This window comes from Moritella dasanensis ArB 0140, from assembly GCF_000276805.1.
GTDB classification, from domain to species: domain Bacteria; phylum Pseudomonadota; class Gammaproteobacteria; order Enterobacterales; family Moritellaceae; genus Moritella; species Moritella dasanensis.
Genome location: NZ_AKXQ01000040.1, coordinates 1 through 17,230, shown reverse-complemented (window position 1 = coordinate 17,230; position 17,230 = coordinate 1). Strand labels below are relative to the sequence as shown.

Sequence of the window (17,230 nt, the reverse complement as noted above, 5' to 3'; positions counted from 1 at the left end):
AATTAGAATTAGCCGATATCGTCATGATATCGGCTTTTTTGTGTCTAAAATTTAGAAAACTGAGTGATTACGACATGCTAAATGACAGTTATCATTAAAAATAGAGCGTTAAGGCGTGATTAACGCTCGCTTGACCGACGTGACAGCCAATAAAAAACCAGCCTATGGCTGGTTTTTTGGTATTTAGCGTAAGCTTAAATAGATTACATTATCAATTTAAGTGAATAGAGTAACTCTGAGCTTAACGCCAAGCCTTGAAGGTATTAATTAAACCATTAGTCGAGCTGTCATGGCTATCAACTGATTGCTCATCATTTAATTCAGGTAGAATTTGATTTGCTAACTGTTTACCTAATTCTACACCCCATTGATCAAAGCTAAAGATATTCCAGATAATCCCCTGAGTGAAAATTTTATGTTCATACATAGCTAACAATGAACCAAGAGTTTTAGGCGTCAGTTGCTTGAATAAGATAGAATTCGTTGGATTGTTACCTGTAAAGGTTTTAAATTCAGCTAATGCGGCAATGTCAGTTTCCGACATACCAGAGTTAGTCAGTTCATCAATTACCGTTTGTTTTGATTTACCAAATGCGAGAGCTTCTGTTTGAGCAAAGAAGTTAGACATTAGTTTTGCGTGATGATCTGAGATCTTATTATGTGATTGAGCTGGCGCAATAAAATCACAAGGGATAAGTTTAGTACCTTGGTGTATTAATTGGTAAAAAGCATGTTGGCCGTTTGTGCCTGGCTCACCCCATATAATAGGACCCGTTTGATAATCTACAGCGTTACCATCACGATCAACACTCTTACCATTTGATTCCATATTACCTTGTTGGAAATAAGCCGCAAAACGATGCATATATTGATCGTAAGGTAAAATTGCTTCGCTTTCAGCACCAAAGAAATTGTTATACCAAACGCCAATTAATGCCAAAATTACAGGGATATTATCTTCTAATGGTGATTCAACAAAGTGCTTATCCATTTCGTGTGCACCGCTAAGTAACTCTTCGAAATTGTCGAAGCCAATACTCAATGCGATAGATAAACCAATTGCTGACCACAGTGAATAGCGACCGCCAACCCAATCCCAAAATTCAAACATGTTCTTAGTATCAATACCGAAGGCTTGAACAGAAGCAGCGTTTGTTGATAGAGCCGCAAAGTGAGATGCAACATACTCTTCATTTTTAGCACTTGCTAAGAACCACGATCTTGCACTGTGTGCATTGGTCATTGTTTCTTGTGTTGTGAAGGTCTTTGATGCAATAAGGAAGAGCGTTGTTTCTGGGTTTAAGTCTTTTAGTGTTTCGGCGATGTGTGTACCGTCGACATTAGAAACAAAATGCATATTTAAATGATTTTTGTATGGTCGTAATGCTTCGGTCACCATGTAAGGACCTAAGTCAGAACCACCAATACCGATGTTTACAATATCGGTAATTGCTTCACCGCTATAACCTTTCCAATTACCACTTATGATGTCATGACAGAAGGCTTTCATTTGCGCTAGCACGGCATTAACTTCGGGCATTACATCTTTACCATCAACGATTACTGGCGTATTACCGCGATTTCTAAGCGCTGTGTGTAATACGGATCTTTTTTCAGTTTGGTTGATTTGCTCACCTGAAACCATCGCTTTAATTGCTGCAGGTAAATTAACCTCATGAGCAAGTGCTGTTAGTTTTTTTAATGTGCACTGCGTAATAATATTTTTAGAATAATCACATAAAATATCATTATTAAATTGCTTAGAAAACTGCTCAAATCTGTTGGCGTCATTAGCAAATAAATTGCTTATATTGCTTTTCTGCATATCTGAATAATGTGCTGTTAAAGCATGCCAAGCATTCGTTTTTGTTGGATTCATGATTTTATTTTTCACTTTTAACTAAATGGAATGTGGTAATTAATCTACATATCGAGCTGGTAAAGCGATTTAAAGCTGACTTAATCTGATGTAGCTTAACTATGTAAGTAATTTTATTACATAGTGGCTATTATTCATAAAAAAAATATCGTTAATGTTAGGCTTATCGCGTTTTTACTGCATGTTACACCTTGTTACAAAATATTTAACGATAAATAGCATAATATGAAGCTTGACCTTACACTTAGGGTAAAGGTTATATTTTATGCATATTATCATTAATAAGGTTTTTTCGTTATGTCTAAAACACTTTCAATCGGTATTGAAGGCATGTCATGTGCCGGTTGCGCAACCAAATTAGAGTCTGCTTTGAATGCTGAGAATGGTATTCAAGCAAAGGTTAATTTTGCACTTAATACCGCTCAAATAAATATAGCCGATATCACGACAAGTCATGCAGTAAAAGCTGTTTTAGATGATAAGAATTATACTTACAGCAGCGAAACATTATCACTTTCTATTAGTGGTTGGTCTTGCGCTAACTGCGCGGCTAAAACTGTATCTAAACTATTAATGGATAAAGATATATTAACGGTAGAGGCAAACTTCGCGAGTGAGAAAATAACTTTAACCTATTTTTCTGGAGGCATTATCCCTGCAGATATTATGAATATGATCATTAGCCTTGGTTACCAACCGACAGTTAATCAAGGTAGTGTTGTATCACAAACGGAAAGTCTCTTAGCGCGAGGTGTCGAATTAAAAATAAAAAATAAGCAGCAGCTATTACTTGTGATCATTTCTGCATTATTAACATTGCCCTTACTTGCAGGGATGTTAACTATGTTTATTGATGATATTAACCTTATGATTCCGGTATGGCTGCAATTATTATTAGCAACGCCCGTTCAGTTTATTATTGGTCGCCGATATTATTTAGGTGCATATCATTCATTAAAGAATCGGGCGGCTAATATGGATGTACTTGTCGCGACAGGGACCAGTGCTGCTTATTTCTATAGTTTGTATTTATTTTTAACGCTCGGTGAAGCTGCACAAGGTGAAGTGTATTTTGAAGCCAGTGCTGTCGTAATAACCTTAATATCATTGGGTAAATATTTAGAAGAAAATGCCAAACAAAGTACATCTTCGGCTATCTACGAATTGATGATGTTGAGGCCTGAAGTTGCCCATGTCAAACGTGGTGGAGAATGGTTAAAGCTAGCAATCGAAGAAGTTGTTATCGGTGATGAAGTTCGCGTACTTGCGGGTGAGAAAGTACCGGTTGATGGTATTATTATTGAGGGTAAAAGTGAATTAGATGAATCCATGATCACAGGAGAGAGTTTGCCCGTTGTAAAGAATATTGGGGACACGCTTATCGGTGGTTCTATTAATGGTACTGGCGTTTTACTGCTACAGGTGAATGCGGTTGGTAAGGATTCGAGTTTAAATAAAATTATCTCCCTGGTTGAAACTGCACAAATGGGCAAAGCGCCTTTTCAGCAACTCGTTGATAAAATAAGTAATATTTTTGTTCCTGTCGTCTTAGCTATTGCCACGTTAACATTTTTTGTCTGGTATTTAGGCTTTGATGATTTTGAACGTGGCCTTATTGCAGCTGTTGCTGTATTGGTTATTGCTTGTCCTTGTGCGTTAGGTCTCGCTACTCCTGCGGCATTAGTGACGGGGACGGGTGCTGCCGCGCGACAAGGTATTTTAATTAAAGATATTGATACGCTTCAGAAGGCACATAAAATTACTGATGTAATGTTAGATAAAACGGGTACATTAACACAAGGAAAACCTCAGGTTATCGCTGTCCATAGTTTTGATTATGATAACGATACTTTAATTCGCAGCGCCGCTGCGGTTCAAGAGTTTAGTGAACATCCTCTTGCAAAGTCGATCATCAGTTATGCTAAAGACAAACAATTTAAATTATTAACCGCTTCGCAAGTTGAAACTATTATTGGTTATGGTATTAAAGGGAATATAGCTGACGAAAATATTTTGATTGGTAATAAAGAGTTAATGCTTGCTGAGAATATTGATACTCAACATGGTGATTCCTTACTTGCTAAGTCTCGTGAAGATGTCGGTTCACAAATGTGGGTAGCAATAAATGGTCGCCTCGTAGGCTTATTTATCATTGCAGATACCCTACGTACTGAAAGTCGCGCTGCCATTGAATTATTAAAACAAGCTAATATTAATACCACGATAGTCAGTGGTGATAATGAGAACGCGGTAGAAGCCATCGCGCAAGTATTACAAGTCGATCAATATTACGCACATGTCAAACCTGAGCATAAGTCGAGTTATATTCAAGATAGACAGAAGCTTGGCAGTGTTGTTGCTATGGTTGGTGACGGTATTAATGATGCGCCCGCATTGGCGCAGGCAGATATCAGTATCGCAATGGGATCTGGTTCTGATGTGGCGATGGAAACGGCTAATATTACCTTATTAAGAAATGATCCTCGTTTAGTATCTGCAGCAATGGACGTCTCGAAATTAACGTGGCGTAAGATCCAACAGAATTTATTTTGGGCGTTTATTTTTAATGTTATTGGACTGCCATTGGCTGCGATGGGTTATTTAAGCCCCGAATTAGCTGGTGCCGCCATGGCGTTTAGTAGTATTGCTGTATTATCTAATTCGCTGTTGATTAAGCGCTGGAAACCTAAGTTTTAACATCGTAAGTATTTGTCGTGTTTTCGAGGACATCGGCAGAGAGCCTTGTAATCATAACGTTGTAGGTCAAATCATGAAAAATATTAGTGCAGTAGCGAAACAAGTTGGTTTATCGACAAAAACGATCCGTTATTATGAAAGTATTGCTTTAACCTCAGAACCGGTTCGCGGAGATAATGGTTATCGCTATTATAACCAACGTATTATTGATGAATTGAGTTTTGTTAAACGAGCGCGTGACGCCGGATTTAATCTTGAAGAATGTAAAGAGTTAGTTCATCTCTATAACAGCGAAGAGCGTACGGCTGCTCAGGTAAAAGCGCTGACATTAGAAAAAATAGCGGATATTGAATCACGCATTGCAATACTACAAGGTATGCACAGTACGCTATTATCATTAGCCTCTGCTTGTAAGGGGGATAATTCCTCACAGTGCGCTATTTTAGATCAGCTTTCAGTTGAATAAATATCACTGTTGCTGACTTTACAGTAAACTAAGCGCTAAATAACACGACAAAATATTTGTGAAATAAAAGGTTTTATATGACTGACTCGGCATTATCACGTGAAGACGAAATATTATTATCAGATTGGTTATCTGGTGAAGAAACACCGAAAGAAACGTTATCACTTATTGCGATGAAAGGTTTTTTCTTCGGTTTAGTTGCTGCACCAGCCCCTGTGGAAACTGAAGATTGGATGGATATGATCTTTGGTGGTGCTGCGCCAAGTAATATTTCTGACGATAAACTTTTCGCGATCATCTCTGTTTACAATGAGATCAGTGAGCAAGTTTATGACTCTGGCGCTAGATTGCCTGCGGAATGTATTGAGTGTGCAAACTTTACGGATAATTTTAAATCGGGCGCAGTATTTAATGATTGGTCAATTGGCTTTGCGATTGGTGCGGCTTTTTATTATGAAAGCTTAGTTAATTCACTGGAAGATGATAGCGAAATTAGCCACGCATTACAGATGGCATACCTGTGTTTAAGTTACTTTTCTTGTGCTGGTACGGCTCAGCAAGTTGCAGACTTGCAACAAACTGAGTGGGAAGCATTTACTCAGACCGTTTTAGATATGATGCCAGATTTTATTGTTGCTTACGCTCAAGTGATTGAGCAAGCTGCATTGGCAAGTGGTAATTATGATGATGAAGGCTGGGAAGATAGCGAACTTGATGATTAATTAATCGCTACGCTCTCATTTAGCGATGAAATATTTGGTTTGTTATAATTTCTTTGCCTTTTGTTTGGAGATCTGGATGATAGTTCAGATCTTTAAAGCTAACAATGGTGAATATATGTCTATATCTATCGAAGAAAAGTTAAAACGTGCTGAAACTAGAGTATGTAAAGCGGTGTTCCCATCTACAGTCAATCACCATGATACTCTGTTTGGTGGGCAAGCATTATCTTGGATGGATGAAACGGCTTTTATTGCCGCAACTCGCTTTTGTCATAAACCCTTAGTGACAGTGTCTTCGGATCGGATTGATTTTTCTCACCCGATACCGGCTGGTTCTATCGTTGAATTGGTTGGCACTATCGATAAAGTTGGACGTACATCAATTCGGGTTAAAGTGGACATATTTGTTGAATCGATGAGTGAAGGAGGTCGCACCAAAGCTATTTCTGGTATGTTCAGTCTTGTGGCTGTCGATGAAAATAGAAAACCGACGCCTATCATGGATGAATCTTAATATCTAATTAGGAAACGGTTGCTTTTTTAATACTGCAGCAACGGTCATGTATTTATTATACGATAGACCTGTTGCCGCTGTTATCCATTTATGGTTAAGTCTAATCTGTATTAAGTAAGGGTTCAGCCCACTTATTACAAATAAAATAACCTCGCTCAATGATATATTCCTAGACCTTCAATGCTATTATTCCTTCTGTAAATTAAAATCGCAAAATACACACTGTTGTTATGCGAGATATTTCACTATTTAACGTCCGTTACAAATAGGATAATTATGTCGAAACAAGTAGATAAAATCCCCACCAATATTATTACTGGTTTTCTTGGGGTGGGTAAAACTACCGCTATTCAGCAGTTACTTAAGCAGAAACCTGCAGATGAAACATGGGGGATCTTAGTCAATGAATTTGGTCAAATTGGTATTGATGGTACTTTATTGTCCGCGTTCTCTGCTACCTTAACCGATCAAGCACAACGTATTATTGTCAAAGAAGTACCTGGTGGTTGTCTGTGTTGTGTCGCAGGATTACCCATGAAAATGGGGTTGAATATGTTAATCAGTAAAGCTAAGCCAGATCGTATTTTAATTGAGCCTACCGGTCTAGGGCATTTACAGCAAGTGATTAAAGACTTATCCGGTGAATTTTATTGTGATGTGTTAGCGCTTAATGCGACGATATGCTTAGTTGATCCTGCACACCTTAATGATGCTAAATATTTTGAAAATAATCACTTTCAAGATCAAATTAGTCTGGCTGACGTACTTGTTGCGAATAAAACAGAGCAATTAAATAGCGAAGACAAAGCGCGTTTCATGGATTTTAGTAGTCAACTGCTCCCTGCTAAACAATCCGTGTTATGGACTCATCATGGTGACTTTTCAGCGGATACCCTTACATTACCACTTGATGCGCAACGCCGATCTCAACATCTATCGGCACATTTAAAACACAGTCATACTCATCAGCATAAAAAAGAGCCCTTAGAGTTGTTTATGGACCCGCGTTTTGAACGTAATCATGGCGAAGGACAAGACTTATTTAGTTATGGCTGGGTCTTTAATCAGCAACAGACATTTAATTTAATGGCACTTGCTACGCTGTTAGAGCCTTTAGAAGTAATACGCTTGAAAGCTGCGATTAAGACCGAACAAGGCTGTTTTGCGATAAACAGTGTTAATGGTGAGTGTGACTTTATGCCGATAAGTGAACTAGAGATGAGTAAAATCGAAATTATTAGTATGACCGCGTTACCTTGGCAACAGCTAGAAAAGGCATTATGTGAATCTCTTATGCCAAAATAAATAATAGAGTCTGAATTTTAAATTTCATCTTTAAAACTAAAATGAGTTAAATATAGCTTAATTGTTATATATGTTAGCTATACATTGCCGCGTACTAGGAGATTGGTACAAACAAAACAATCATTGACTGCTTCTTTTTACGTATACTTTAAGTATAACTTGGGTAATTAAATACTTGGTGTAGATGATGGCAGATAAACAAATTAAATATTTATTACGTATGCGACTTGGGTACAGCAACTAAGACTTGAGTGTGGTGCTTAGTTGCTTATTTTACCACGGACGATAACCGCTAATTCATCATTGATGATGTGACTGTAAATACGTAAAAGGATCTTAATATGACAACATTTAACCACCGTAAGTACCAAGCTTTTCCTATCCTAACAATGCCTAATCGACAATGGCCAAATAACTCTATTACCCAAGCGCCACAGTGGTGTAGCGTAGATCTACGTGATGGCAATCAAGCGCTTGTTGATCCAATGACTGTTGCGCAAAAGCGTCGTTATTACGAGTTATTATTAGTGATGGGTTTTAAGCAAATAGAAGTTGGCTTTCCTGCGGCATCGACAATGGACTTTGATTTTGTTCGCTGGTTAATTGAAGAAAATAAGATCCCTGATGATGTCACGATTCAAGTATTAACCCAAGCCCGTGAAAGCCTTATCGAAAAAACGTTCGCAGCGTTAAAAGGTGTTAAAAAAGCCATTATCCATGTTTATAATTCAACCTCGACGGTACAAAGAGAGCTGGTTTTTCAAAAAGATCGACAAGGTATTATTGATATTGCAGTACAAGGTGCGACTTGGGTGAAGCAGCATGCAGATGCAAACCCTGGTCCGCAATGGCAGTTTGAATATTCCCCTGAGAGTTTCTCTGGCACTGAGTTGGATTTTGCCGTTGATATCTGTGATGCGGTTAATGCCGTTTGGCAACCAACGCTAGAAAATCCGGTAATCATTAATTTACCTGCCACGGTCGAGATGTCGACCCCGAATGTGTTTGCTGATCAAGTTGAATGGTTTTGTGGGCAGGTGAAAAATAGAGAGGCTATTACAGTCAGTGTGCACACGCATAACGATCGCGGTTGTGCTGTGGCTGCTGCTGAATTAGCTGTGATGGCTGGCGCTGATCGTGTCGAAGGTACTTTACTTGGCAATGGTGAGCGTACCGGTAATATGGATATTATCACCATGGCGATGAATCTTTATAGTCAAGGTATCGATCCTGAACTTCAGCTTGGTGATATTGATAATATTATTAGTACTATTTCTGGGTGTACTCAGTTACCGGTTCATCCGCGTCATCCCTACGTTGGCGAATTAGTGTATACCGCTTTTTCAGGCAGTCATCAGGATGCCATCAAGAAATGTTTAGATCGTAGGGCACCTGAAAGTACTTGGAATGTCGCTTATTTACCTATCGACCCAACCGATTTAAACCGTACGTTAAAACATGTAATCCGCGTAAACAGCCAATCGGGTAAAGGCGGTATCGCCTATTTACTTGAACAAGAATATGGTGTGCAGTTACCGCGTTGGCTACAAATTGATTTTTCTGCTGTGGTACAGCAGCAATCGGAATCGACAGCTAGTGAGTTAATGGTCCCACAAATATGGGCGTTATTTAAATCAACTTACACTCATCCAGAACCGTCATATCAATTAGCTGATTACACGGTTAGCCATGGCGCTATTGATAAAATACAAGCACAACTAGCAAGTGGTGATAACAGTGTCGGCGTCATAGGTGAAGGGCTCGGTGCATTAACGGCCTTTATCGAAGCACTAAAACAGCATTTTAATCTTGATTTTGAAGTGGTTAATTTTAGTGAGCATGCATTGAGCAAAGGTACGGATGCTGATGCCATTGCTTATTTACAAATTAAGACTGCCACGGAATCCGTTATTGGTGTTGCGATCCACAATGATATTTTGACCGCATCATTGACGGCGTTGTTAAATGCAGTTAATCAATTAGAGACGATCAAGCGGCTTGCTGTTGCATAATCATCTTGGGTGTCATAGAGAGTGACACCCATTACTCATCTTAACTTGCTTCACAAATATCTGCAGCCCAAGGGCCTAAGGTTTTCCCGCCTTGGCCTTTATAAATAAACTTCACACCTATATTATCCTCATGCGCTAAGCGATAAATGCTACTGGTCTTTTCTTCACATAATGTACGGTGGGTTTGTTTCTCTATATTTTCTTGTTGCCAGACGAGGTTTGTTGCCGGTAGCTGATAGGTTACCGTTAGGGTAGAGTTGTATCGATCAAACTTTAGATGTTGATAATTATCGGCCATTTCTTGATAACGCACGATAGTTATATTATCTAATTTAGTTGGTTGGTATTTGTAGTTTTGTGTCGATTGACATCCGTATAACCCAGTACTTAGCATGATAAATGCAAATAACTTATTCATAAAATACCACTTCCTTGTGTCATTTTTATTGTCTTGATAGCCACCAATGTTAACACTTGATTAACATTGGTGGCTATCGTTTTCAGACAGCTGCACTCACACTTTACTGCTTAGGTCATCTGACTGTCGACGGTAGAGGCGCTTGAGCCATATAACTAAGCGCCCGAAGTCTTCTAATAATAAATAATTAATTGGCACGATAAAGAGGGTTATCACAGTGGCAAAGATGATCCCGAACCCTAACGATATTGCCATTGGGATAAGAAATTGAGCCTGAATGCTGGTTTCAAATAGCAGTGGCATTAAACCTACGAATGTCGTGATCGACGTTAACATTACCGCTCTAAAGCGCGCAACGCCGGAGTTTCTTACCGCCTCTTCAAGTGGTACCCCGTCAGCGCGCTGTTTATTAATATGGTCGACTAATACTAAGGAATCATTCACAACCACGCCCGTTAATGCCAACATGCCAAGCACACTCATTAAGGTAAGGGGACTGCCCATGATGATATGCCCTAAGATGGCGCCGATTGCACCGAATGGAATTACTGACATGACAATTAATGGTTGAGTATAAGATCGAAATGGGATCGCCAATAATGCATAAATGGTAAATAATACAAAAACGAGTCCGAGCTTTAAGCTAGAAAAAGACTCATCTTGTTCTTTGGCTTCTCCCTCAAGCGAATAGCTGACGCTAGGGTATTGCAGCATGATTTGATCGAGGTAATTGGTTAAATCTTGTTTTAATACACCGAGATTACCGGTTTCTTTGTTTAAATCGGCAGTGATATTAAGTGTACGTTGTCGATCTATGCGAATAATGGTTGATGGACTGGTACCAACTATCACTTCAGCTACTTCCAGAAAGGGGATCTCGTCACCTGCTGGTGTTCTGATCATCATGTTATTTAAATTATAAATAGACTGACGTTCATTTTCTGGATAGCGAATAAATACTTTTACATCATCTTTACCCCTTTGTATCCGCTGTACTTGTTCACCATAAAAAGCTTGTCTTACCTGCTGTGCTAGGTTTGATAAACTGAGTCCTAATGCTTCCGCTTCAGGCTTTATCGCGAGTTGTAATTCGGTTTTACCTTTCGAAATACTGTCTTCAATATCAAAGACAGAGGGATAATCAGCGAGTTTATATTTTATCTTATCAGCAACGATGCGTAACGAATCATAACTGTGAGCGGTTAACTGTATGTCTAAAGGTGAGCCGCTGTGACCGGTTTCCGCTTTAAATGTTAAACTTTGGACTCCGGGAACTAAGCCTATTAATCCGCGCCATTCTTTGACGAGGGCAGCTACGCTTATATCAATGACCCGTTCTTCCTCTGCTTGAACTTGGAAGATAACGCGACCACGATGTGATTGACCTGAACTGTTGCCGCCACTAGAACCTACCGTGGCAAAGATATCTTTGATGACACTTTCCTTTGTTGCTGTGTCGGTATATTTTTTCTGTAGTAATAAGGCTGAGTCCAACATCTTTTGTACGTATTTATCTGTTACCGTAATATCCGTGCCGGTCGGCATAACGATAACGCCTTTTGCTATTTCACTAGGAATACGCGGGAAAAAAATAAAACGTACCCAACCTGATGAGACCAGCGTTAAGACGATTAGCATGACAGAAAATGCCATGGTTAATGATAAATAGCGACGTGCTAATACGGCAGATAACGCTGGTTTATAATAGCGAATAATGGCTTGCTCAAAACTATTGGCGAAATCTTCCTGCCAGCGTAAAAAGTGATTTTGGTTACTGCCGTGCATACGGATGTGTTTCAAATGGGCAGGTAAGATGAGTTTTGATTCGATTAAAGAAAACAATAATACCGGAATTACAATGGCAGGTATTTGGGCAAAAATATCGCCCCGAGCACCTTCAATTAAAGTCAGTGGGATAAAAGCGGCAATGGTCGTTAAAATACCAAACGTAACGGGTTTTGATACTTCTTGTGTGCCTATTATCGCGGCTCTTTCTGGCGGTTCGCCACGCTTTAGATGGGTATATACATTTTCACCACTGACAATGGCATCGTCAACTAAAATACCCAACACCATAATAAAAGCGAACAATGAAATGATATTGATGGATATGTCCATTTCGGGCATAAAGATCGCACCCCCCATAAAGCTGACGGGGATACCAACCGTTACCCAAAATGCGATAGCAGGGCGTAAAAATAAGGTGAGCATTATCGCAACTAAGATACCACCTTGGATTGCACTGGTACTTAGGGTGTTAATTCGTGACTTGACGATCTTTGAGTCATCACGCCAATAGTCGAGTTTCACTCCTTCAGGCATTAAGGCTTGTTGATCTAGAATAAATGCTTTGACGGTGTCGGCGATGGTTATCGCACTTTGTGATCCAACGCGGTACACCTCAATAATCACTGCGGGTTCACCATTAAAGCGGGTGATGATCGGGGTTTCTTCAAAATCATCTTTTATGTTGGCAATATCTTTTAGCATCAAGCGGGTACCGTCAGGATTACTGCGGATCATGATGTTGGCGTACTCACTACCAACATAAGCTTGGCCTTTGCTGCGTAATAGGATCTCACCCGACGGAGTTTTAATACTCCCCCCGCTGAGATCTACTGAATTTGCATTAATCGCTGTCGCTATTTCATCCATGGTGAGGTTATATTGACGTAAGGTTTGTTCGGATACTTCGATAGATATTTCATAAGGACGAACAGATTCAAGCGTGACTTGGGTGATATTATTTTCACTCAGCAATCGGTCTCGAGTTTGTTCACCAAGTTGGCGTAATTCTTTTTCAGCTAATGCGCCGGAAATCATCACACTGATGACTTCTCTACTGGATGTAGGCTGACTAATAATCGGTTTTTCGGCGCTAGAAGGTAAGGTATTTAAGGCATCAACCCTATTTTTTATTTCATCTTTTAGTCGGTATTGATCATATTTAGCATCTACTTCAACACTAATCGTTGCACTGCCTTCAGTTGATCGAGAGGTTATTTTATCAATGCCCTCTATATCGAGAATCGCTTCTTCAATCGGGATCGCTAAGCTTTCCTCTGCTTCATCAGGTGTTGCACCGGGCAAGGCGATGGTTATATTAATGACATCGATAGTGACATCTGGAAATACTTCGACATTGACTCGATATTTTAGGGTGAAAAATCCGGCGCCAAGGATGAGTACCATGAGTAAATTGGCGGCCACGTGATTACGCGTAAACCAAGCAATTAAATTATGCATCAATTAGTCACCTTGCCCTGTGTTAATTGGCGGCGTGATTAACAGGGCTTTAGTGCCTGATACTACGGAGCTTAAAGGTGTGGTTACTAATAACTCGCCCGATTGAATACCAGCATCGACGATAGTATTGCGGCTATCTCGCCAGATGACATTGATATCTTTACGGCTGAGTAAACCGCTTTTAAATATAATAACTTGATCGCCTTCATAAACACTGGTTGTAGGTAATACAAATACATTACTGAGGAGATTACCTGTTATTTCAGCGTTAACAAACTGACCTATTTTTAATGCCGGTTTATTACTGTTATTACGACCGTAAGGGTTTTCTATGGTCGCAACAGTATAAAGTTGACGACTTTTGGGATCTAAAGCGCCCTCTGTTCGAGTTAATTTACCTGTCCAGTTATAACGTTGATTACCGAATTGAGCGCTAATATTAACCGGAGGATAATATGAATGACTATCTTGTTTAAATTGCTCTGGTAGTTGGATGTGGTTTTGTTGTTGGCTATTAAGCGGCAGGCGAACTTCAACTTGGTCGGTTGCATAAATATCGGCTAATGCTGTACCTACAGTAACAAACTGGCCAATATCGACGTTTTTAGTTAATACGCGGCCAGCGTAAGGCGCTAGAATTTGAGTACGTTGCAGATTGAGTTGAGTTTGTTCTAGTTGTGCTTGTACTGAGGCAAGTACTGCATTTGCAGATGCGAGTTGTGGTTTTCGTAGTACCAGTTCGTTTGGCTGTCCCTCGCGACCAAGGCGTTGCCAGTCTCGTTGTGCTTGTTTACTTTTAGCTCGCTCTTCGGTCACCGCTAATTTTGCTTCAATTAATGCCGCAGATGCTATTTTTACTGCAATGATATAATCGCGATTATCAACCGAGAGTAACGTATCACCCGCATTAAAAAAACCGCCAGAAATAAATGCGGATGAAACGTGGGTAATAGTACCTGATACTTGACTGGCAATACTTGCTTGGCTACGGGGTTGAATAATGCCGTTCGTCTTCACGGAAATCGAAAAATCACTGTGTTTTATCGTCATCACGGCCACGGTTAATTGATTATCGGGTGCTTGCTTTCTCTTCTCTGATGTTGGACTTGTGGAAGTGATGATTTGTACTATTAACCCCGTTATCACGATAACGAGTATTGGCAGAGCGTAGCGAAAGATCGTTTCAAGTTTAGTCAGTGGCTTATTCGTTGACACGTGATAGCTCCTTTTCGGTGATAACTGTAAGCGCAGTTGGCATATCACCGCCCAGTGCGAGTAACAATTTGATGCGATTTTTAATACGTGTATTTTTTATCGCAAGTAATGATGTTTGCGCATCAAAGGCACTGCGCTGTGATTCCAGTACCGTTATGTAATCCGTTAATCCGGCAATGTATTGTTCAAATGCGAGTTGCTCTGCGACACTAAAATAATATTCCGCATTTTGCTGTTGTAACTCTCTATTAGCGAGGGTTACTTCTGCAGCAAGCGCGGTTTCAACTTCACTAAAGGCTTGCAACGTCACTTGAGTAACCGATATTGCCGCTTGTTGTGTCTTAGCTGTTTGTTGTGCTTGTTTTGCTATTAATGTTCCGGCATCAAATATGGAGGTAGATGCATTGGCAAATAATGACCATATTAAACTGTCTGGTTGCAGTAAATTACTTAATTCAGGACTACTGGTACCGCCAGATAGAGACAAGGATAAACTTGGAAACCTATTTTTATAAGCATGGGCAACACGATAATTCTCTGCTGTCAGTGCTAGCATCACTTGTTGAATGTCGAAGCGACGTTGAATTAATTCGGACGGTAAACCTGAAGGCACGGGCATTGCAGCAAAAGTTAAATTACCATTTGCATGAATACTCGCTGCAGGGTAACGGCCTAATGATAACTCTAATTGCCGCTGCGCATTTTTTAATGCTTCTACATTTTCTTGTTTAGATGCTTTTGCTCTGGCTAAATCGGCACGGGCAAGGTAGACATCGAGAGACTGCTTTACGCCTTGGTCGTAGCCATTTTCAATAATATCTAAATTTAGCTGTAAATTTTTTTGGCGTTTATTGATTAATGCAGATTGTTGTTGATAGAAAATAAGATCAAACCATTGTTGGCTGATGAGGGCAATGGTATTTGATTGTAGCTGTTTATAATTAAGGACGGCTTTTTTTGCATCTAATGTTGCAGCCTTGGCGAGGTCATTTAGTTTGCCGAGGTAATCCATTTCCCATACGACATCAATATTAGCGGAATTACTACTGCTGGTATTTTGATTATTAGCCTGACGCCCGCTAGCAAGATAAGCATCAATTTTAGGCAACTGTCCAGCATCAGTTTGTTGCACTAAGGCGACCGCTATATCTATATTATATTGTTCTGAAGTGAGTTGGGGGTTGTTCGCTAGCGCTTCTTTTATATATTCGGTCAACTGTGGATAGGCAGTGATACCTTGCCAGGTTGTACTGATATCAGTGTGAAGATGTTCCGTACTCCATTGGGTTGGCGTCATTATCTCATTTGCCACGATCTCTGCTGGCGGGGTGAAGATACTACACCCTGATAAGTTAATAGCCAAAATGAAGCCGATTACCTTCCGCATGAAAAATAGTTCCTTATTTTAACGTCGTGAAGTGACTTTTCTGGTGTCGCGTTATCATTTTTTTAGTTTGAGAATGAAGTTAATCGCTTTACCGAGTTGCATATAACGTTGTAAATCGGTTTTGTCATACTTGGTAGATAAATAAGTAATGTTGTTTCTGTTTTTTAAATAACGAGAAATCTGTAAACGATTGAAGTTACCAACTTTGTATAACATGTCGAGTAAAGTACTCGCGCTTTCATCATCTAACGCTAATTTAATTGGATAGTCAGTTTCTTTATAGTCAATTTGTTGTAGTGACACTTTTTTTATTAATTTTTTTTCTTCTAAGTATTCTAACCATTGCTCGATGAATTGCGGTTTACAACCTGCCAGTAGATTGAAAAAACCACCGCTGTCACTTTTACATTGGGTCAGTAATAAGCAAGCAAAGCTATCATCGTTTGCGTTAAAGGTAACTTCACCTGATTCTGTCCACAATAATGAGGTTACTTGAATGGTTGCTTGTTCTTGATTAAAACCTTCGCATTTGAAAATAAACATAATTGATTTAAATAAGGGAAAAATTAATTATACGCAATTTTACCCATAAAAGAATAATAGCTTAATGGCGGCTTGTTAATTTATGCAGTTGATCTAAGCATACTTGAAATAAATGTTGAGCAGGGATTGTGGTTTTATCAATAGTGATTAGTTCATCAATTAATACAGGAAATAGTGGCGGAGTCGTATATTGGCATAATGTAGTCGATAATGACGCAGTTACACGAGCCGAAAATAACAGGACATCAATTTGACTTGCTGTAGTTGACTCAATTGAATGTAAGCAGTCATGTGGTAGCCATATCGATTGTGATTGATCAAGTGTGATGAGACTTTTACCTAAGCGAATGTTTATTTCACCATGACGTATAACCAGAAACTGTGCTTTGTGCTGTCGTTGACGTTTGGTTTTCTCTAATGCGAGCAGATTAATTCGGGTATATTCGATAGGTAAAGACATGAAAATTTCACTATGGGTTATAAATGTAACCCCTAAAATAATTGATATAGTGGGGGATAGCTATTACGAGGGTAGCTTGAATGTTAGTTATCGAACAAAGTGGTCGTTGATATAATCTTTTTGATTATTCTATATACAGTATTTAAGGCTGTTTTAAGTTTCATAAAGAAACACTTGCCATGTAGATGCAGATCCCTATAATGCATCCCACTGACACGGCAACAGCCGCTCGGTAAGGTGTTTAAAAACAACCTCGGTTACTTTTTAAGCGTCCTGAATAAAGCATCAATAGGTGCTTGACTTCGAATTTGGTTTGCGTAGAATACGCAGCCTGACTACGACGAAAGACGTCAAGGTCAACGCTCT

General features: G+C 39.4%; 13 protein-coding genes. 6 read left to right on the top strand and 7 right to left on the bottom strand.

Annotation, left to right across the window (positions count from 1 at the left end; all coding sequences use genetic code 11):
- Positions 1 to 241: 241 nt before the first annotated feature.
- Positions 242 to 1,879, bottom strand: a complete 1,638-nt coding sequence (gene pgi / locus A923_RS0121170) for a glucose-6-phosphate isomerase (protein WP_017223690.1) — start codon at positions 1,877 to 1,879, stop codon at positions 242 to 244.
- Between the two features lie 297 nt (positions 1,880 to 2,176).
- Here pgi and A923_RS0121165 point away from each other — a divergent pair, with 297 nt between their 5' ends.
- The 6 genes from A923_RS0121165 to leuA all read left to right on the top strand — a co-directional run bounded on the left by A923_RS0121165 (position 2,177) and on the right by leuA (position 9,595).
- Positions 2,177 to 4,576, top strand: coding sequence for a heavy metal translocating P-type ATPase (locus tag A923_RS0121165; protein ID WP_017223689.1), 2,400 nt, complete (start codon positions 2,177 to 2,179; stop codon positions 4,574 to 4,576).
- Between the two features lie 73 nt (positions 4,577 to 4,649).
- On the top strand, positions 4,650 to 5,042 hold the full coding sequence (cueR, locus tag A923_RS0121160; RefSeq protein WP_017223688.1) for a Cu(I)-responsive transcriptional regulator: 393 nt from the start codon (positions 4,650 to 4,652) through the stop codon (positions 5,040 to 5,042).
- 77 nt (positions 5,043 to 5,119) lie between these two features.
- Positions 5,120 to 5,764 carry a UPF0149 family protein gene (locus tag A923_RS0121155; RefSeq protein ID WP_017223687.1) on the top strand — a complete coding sequence of 215 codons (645 nt, stop codon included), beginning with the start codon at positions 5,120 to 5,122 and terminating at the stop codon, positions 5,762 to 5,764.
- A gap of 76 nt (positions 5,765 to 5,840) precedes the next feature.
- Positions 5,841 to 6,278, top strand: a complete 438-nt coding sequence (locus A923_RS0121150; protein WP_017223686.1) for an acyl-CoA thioesterase — start codon at positions 5,841 to 5,843, stop codon at positions 6,276 to 6,278.
- A gap of 276 nt (positions 6,279 to 6,554) precedes the next feature.
- On the top strand, positions 6,555 to 7,583 hold the full coding sequence (locus tag A923_RS0121145; protein WP_017223685.1) for a CobW family GTP-binding protein: 1,029 nt from the start codon (positions 6,555 to 6,557) through the stop codon (positions 7,581 to 7,583).
- 341 nt (positions 7,584 to 7,924) lie between these two features.
- Positions 7,925 to 9,595: a 2-isopropylmalate synthase gene (gene leuA, locus A923_RS0121140; protein WP_017223684.1), complete on the top strand. Its 1,671-nt coding sequence runs from the start codon at positions 7,925 to 7,927 to the stop codon at positions 9,593 to 9,595.
- A gap of 40 nt (positions 9,596 to 9,635) precedes the next feature.
- Here leuA and A923_RS0121135 read toward each other — a convergent pair whose 3' ends face one another.
- The 6 genes from A923_RS0121135 to A923_RS0121110 all read right to left on the bottom strand — a co-directional run bounded on the left by A923_RS0121135 (position 9,636) and on the right by A923_RS0121110 (position 16,864).
- Positions 9,636 to 10,013, bottom strand: coding sequence for a hypothetical protein (locus A923_RS0121135; RefSeq protein WP_017223683.1), 378 nt, complete (start codon positions 10,011 to 10,013; stop codon positions 9,636 to 9,638).
- A 96-nt stretch (positions 10,014 to 10,109) separates the two neighbouring features.
- Entirely contained in the window at positions 10,110 to 13,259 is a 3,150-nt protein-coding gene (locus A923_RS0121130) for an efflux RND transporter permease subunit (protein ID WP_017223682.1), read from the bottom strand.
- Between the two features lie 3 nt (positions 13,260 to 13,262).
- The gene (locus tag A923_RS0121125) at positions 13,263 to 14,474 is read right to left on the bottom strand and encodes an efflux RND transporter periplasmic adaptor subunit (protein ID WP_017223681.1); all 1,212 of its coding nucleotides are present in this window, start codon (positions 14,472 to 14,474) and stop codon (positions 13,263 to 13,265) included.
- Complete coding sequence (locus A923_RS0121120; RefSeq protein ID WP_017223680.1) at positions 14,461 to 15,861, bottom strand: TolC family protein; 1,401 nt, start codon at positions 15,859 to 15,861, stop codon at positions 14,461 to 14,463. The genes A923_RS0121125 and A923_RS0121120 overlap by 14 nt, the downstream gene beginning before the upstream one ends.
- 54 nt (positions 15,862 to 15,915) lie before the next feature.
- Complete coding sequence (locus tag A923_RS0121115) at positions 15,916 to 16,404, bottom strand: hypothetical protein (protein ID WP_017223679.1); 489 nt, start codon at positions 16,402 to 16,404, stop codon at positions 15,916 to 15,918.
- A gap of 61 nt (positions 16,405 to 16,465) precedes the next feature.
- Complete coding sequence (locus A923_RS0121110; protein WP_017223678.1) at positions 16,466 to 16,864, bottom strand: hypothetical protein; 399 nt, start codon at positions 16,862 to 16,864, stop codon at positions 16,466 to 16,468.
- Positions 16,865 to 17,230 lie beyond the last annotated feature (366 nt).

Coding starts and splice junctions, on each gene's coding strand:
- pgi (WP_017223690.1), bottom strand. CDS start 1,879: ATGAATCCAACAAAAACGAATGCTTGGCATGCTTTAACAGCACATTAT.
- A923_RS0121165 (WP_017223689.1), top strand. CDS start 2,177: ATGTCTAAAACACTTTCAATCGGTATTGAAGGCATGTCATGTGCCGGT.
- cueR (WP_017223688.1), top strand. CDS start 4,650: ATGAAAAATATTAGTGCAGTAGCGAAACAAGTTGGTTTATCGACAAAA.
- A923_RS0121155 (WP_017223687.1), top strand. CDS start 5,120: ATGACTGACTCGGCATTATCACGTGAAGACGAAATATTATTATCAGAT.
- A923_RS0121150 (WP_017223686.1), top strand. CDS start 5,841: ATGATAGTTCAGATCTTTAAAGCTAACAATGGTGAATATATGTCTATA.
- A923_RS0121145 (WP_017223685.1), top strand. CDS start 6,555: ATGTCGAAACAAGTAGATAAAATCCCCACCAATATTATTACTGGTTTT.
- leuA (WP_017223684.1), top strand. CDS start 7,925: ATGACAACATTTAACCACCGTAAGTACCAAGCTTTTCCTATCCTAACA.
- A923_RS0121135 (WP_017223683.1), bottom strand. CDS start 10,013: ATGAATAAGTTATTTGCATTTATCATGCTAAGTACTGGGTTATACGGA.
- A923_RS0121130 (WP_017223682.1), bottom strand. CDS start 13,259: ATGCATAATTTAATTGCTTGGTTTACGCGTAATCACGTGGCCGCCAAT.
- A923_RS0121120 (WP_017223680.1), bottom strand. CDS start 15,861: ATGCGGAAGGTAATCGGCTTCATTTTGGCTATTAACTTATCAGGGTGT.
- A923_RS0121115 (WP_017223679.1), bottom strand. CDS start 16,404: ATGTTTATTTTCAAATGCGAAGGTTTTAATCAAGAACAAGCAACCATT.
- A923_RS0121110 (WP_017223678.1), bottom strand. CDS start 16,864: ATGTCTTTACCTATCGAATATACCCGAATTAATCTGCTCGCATTAGAG.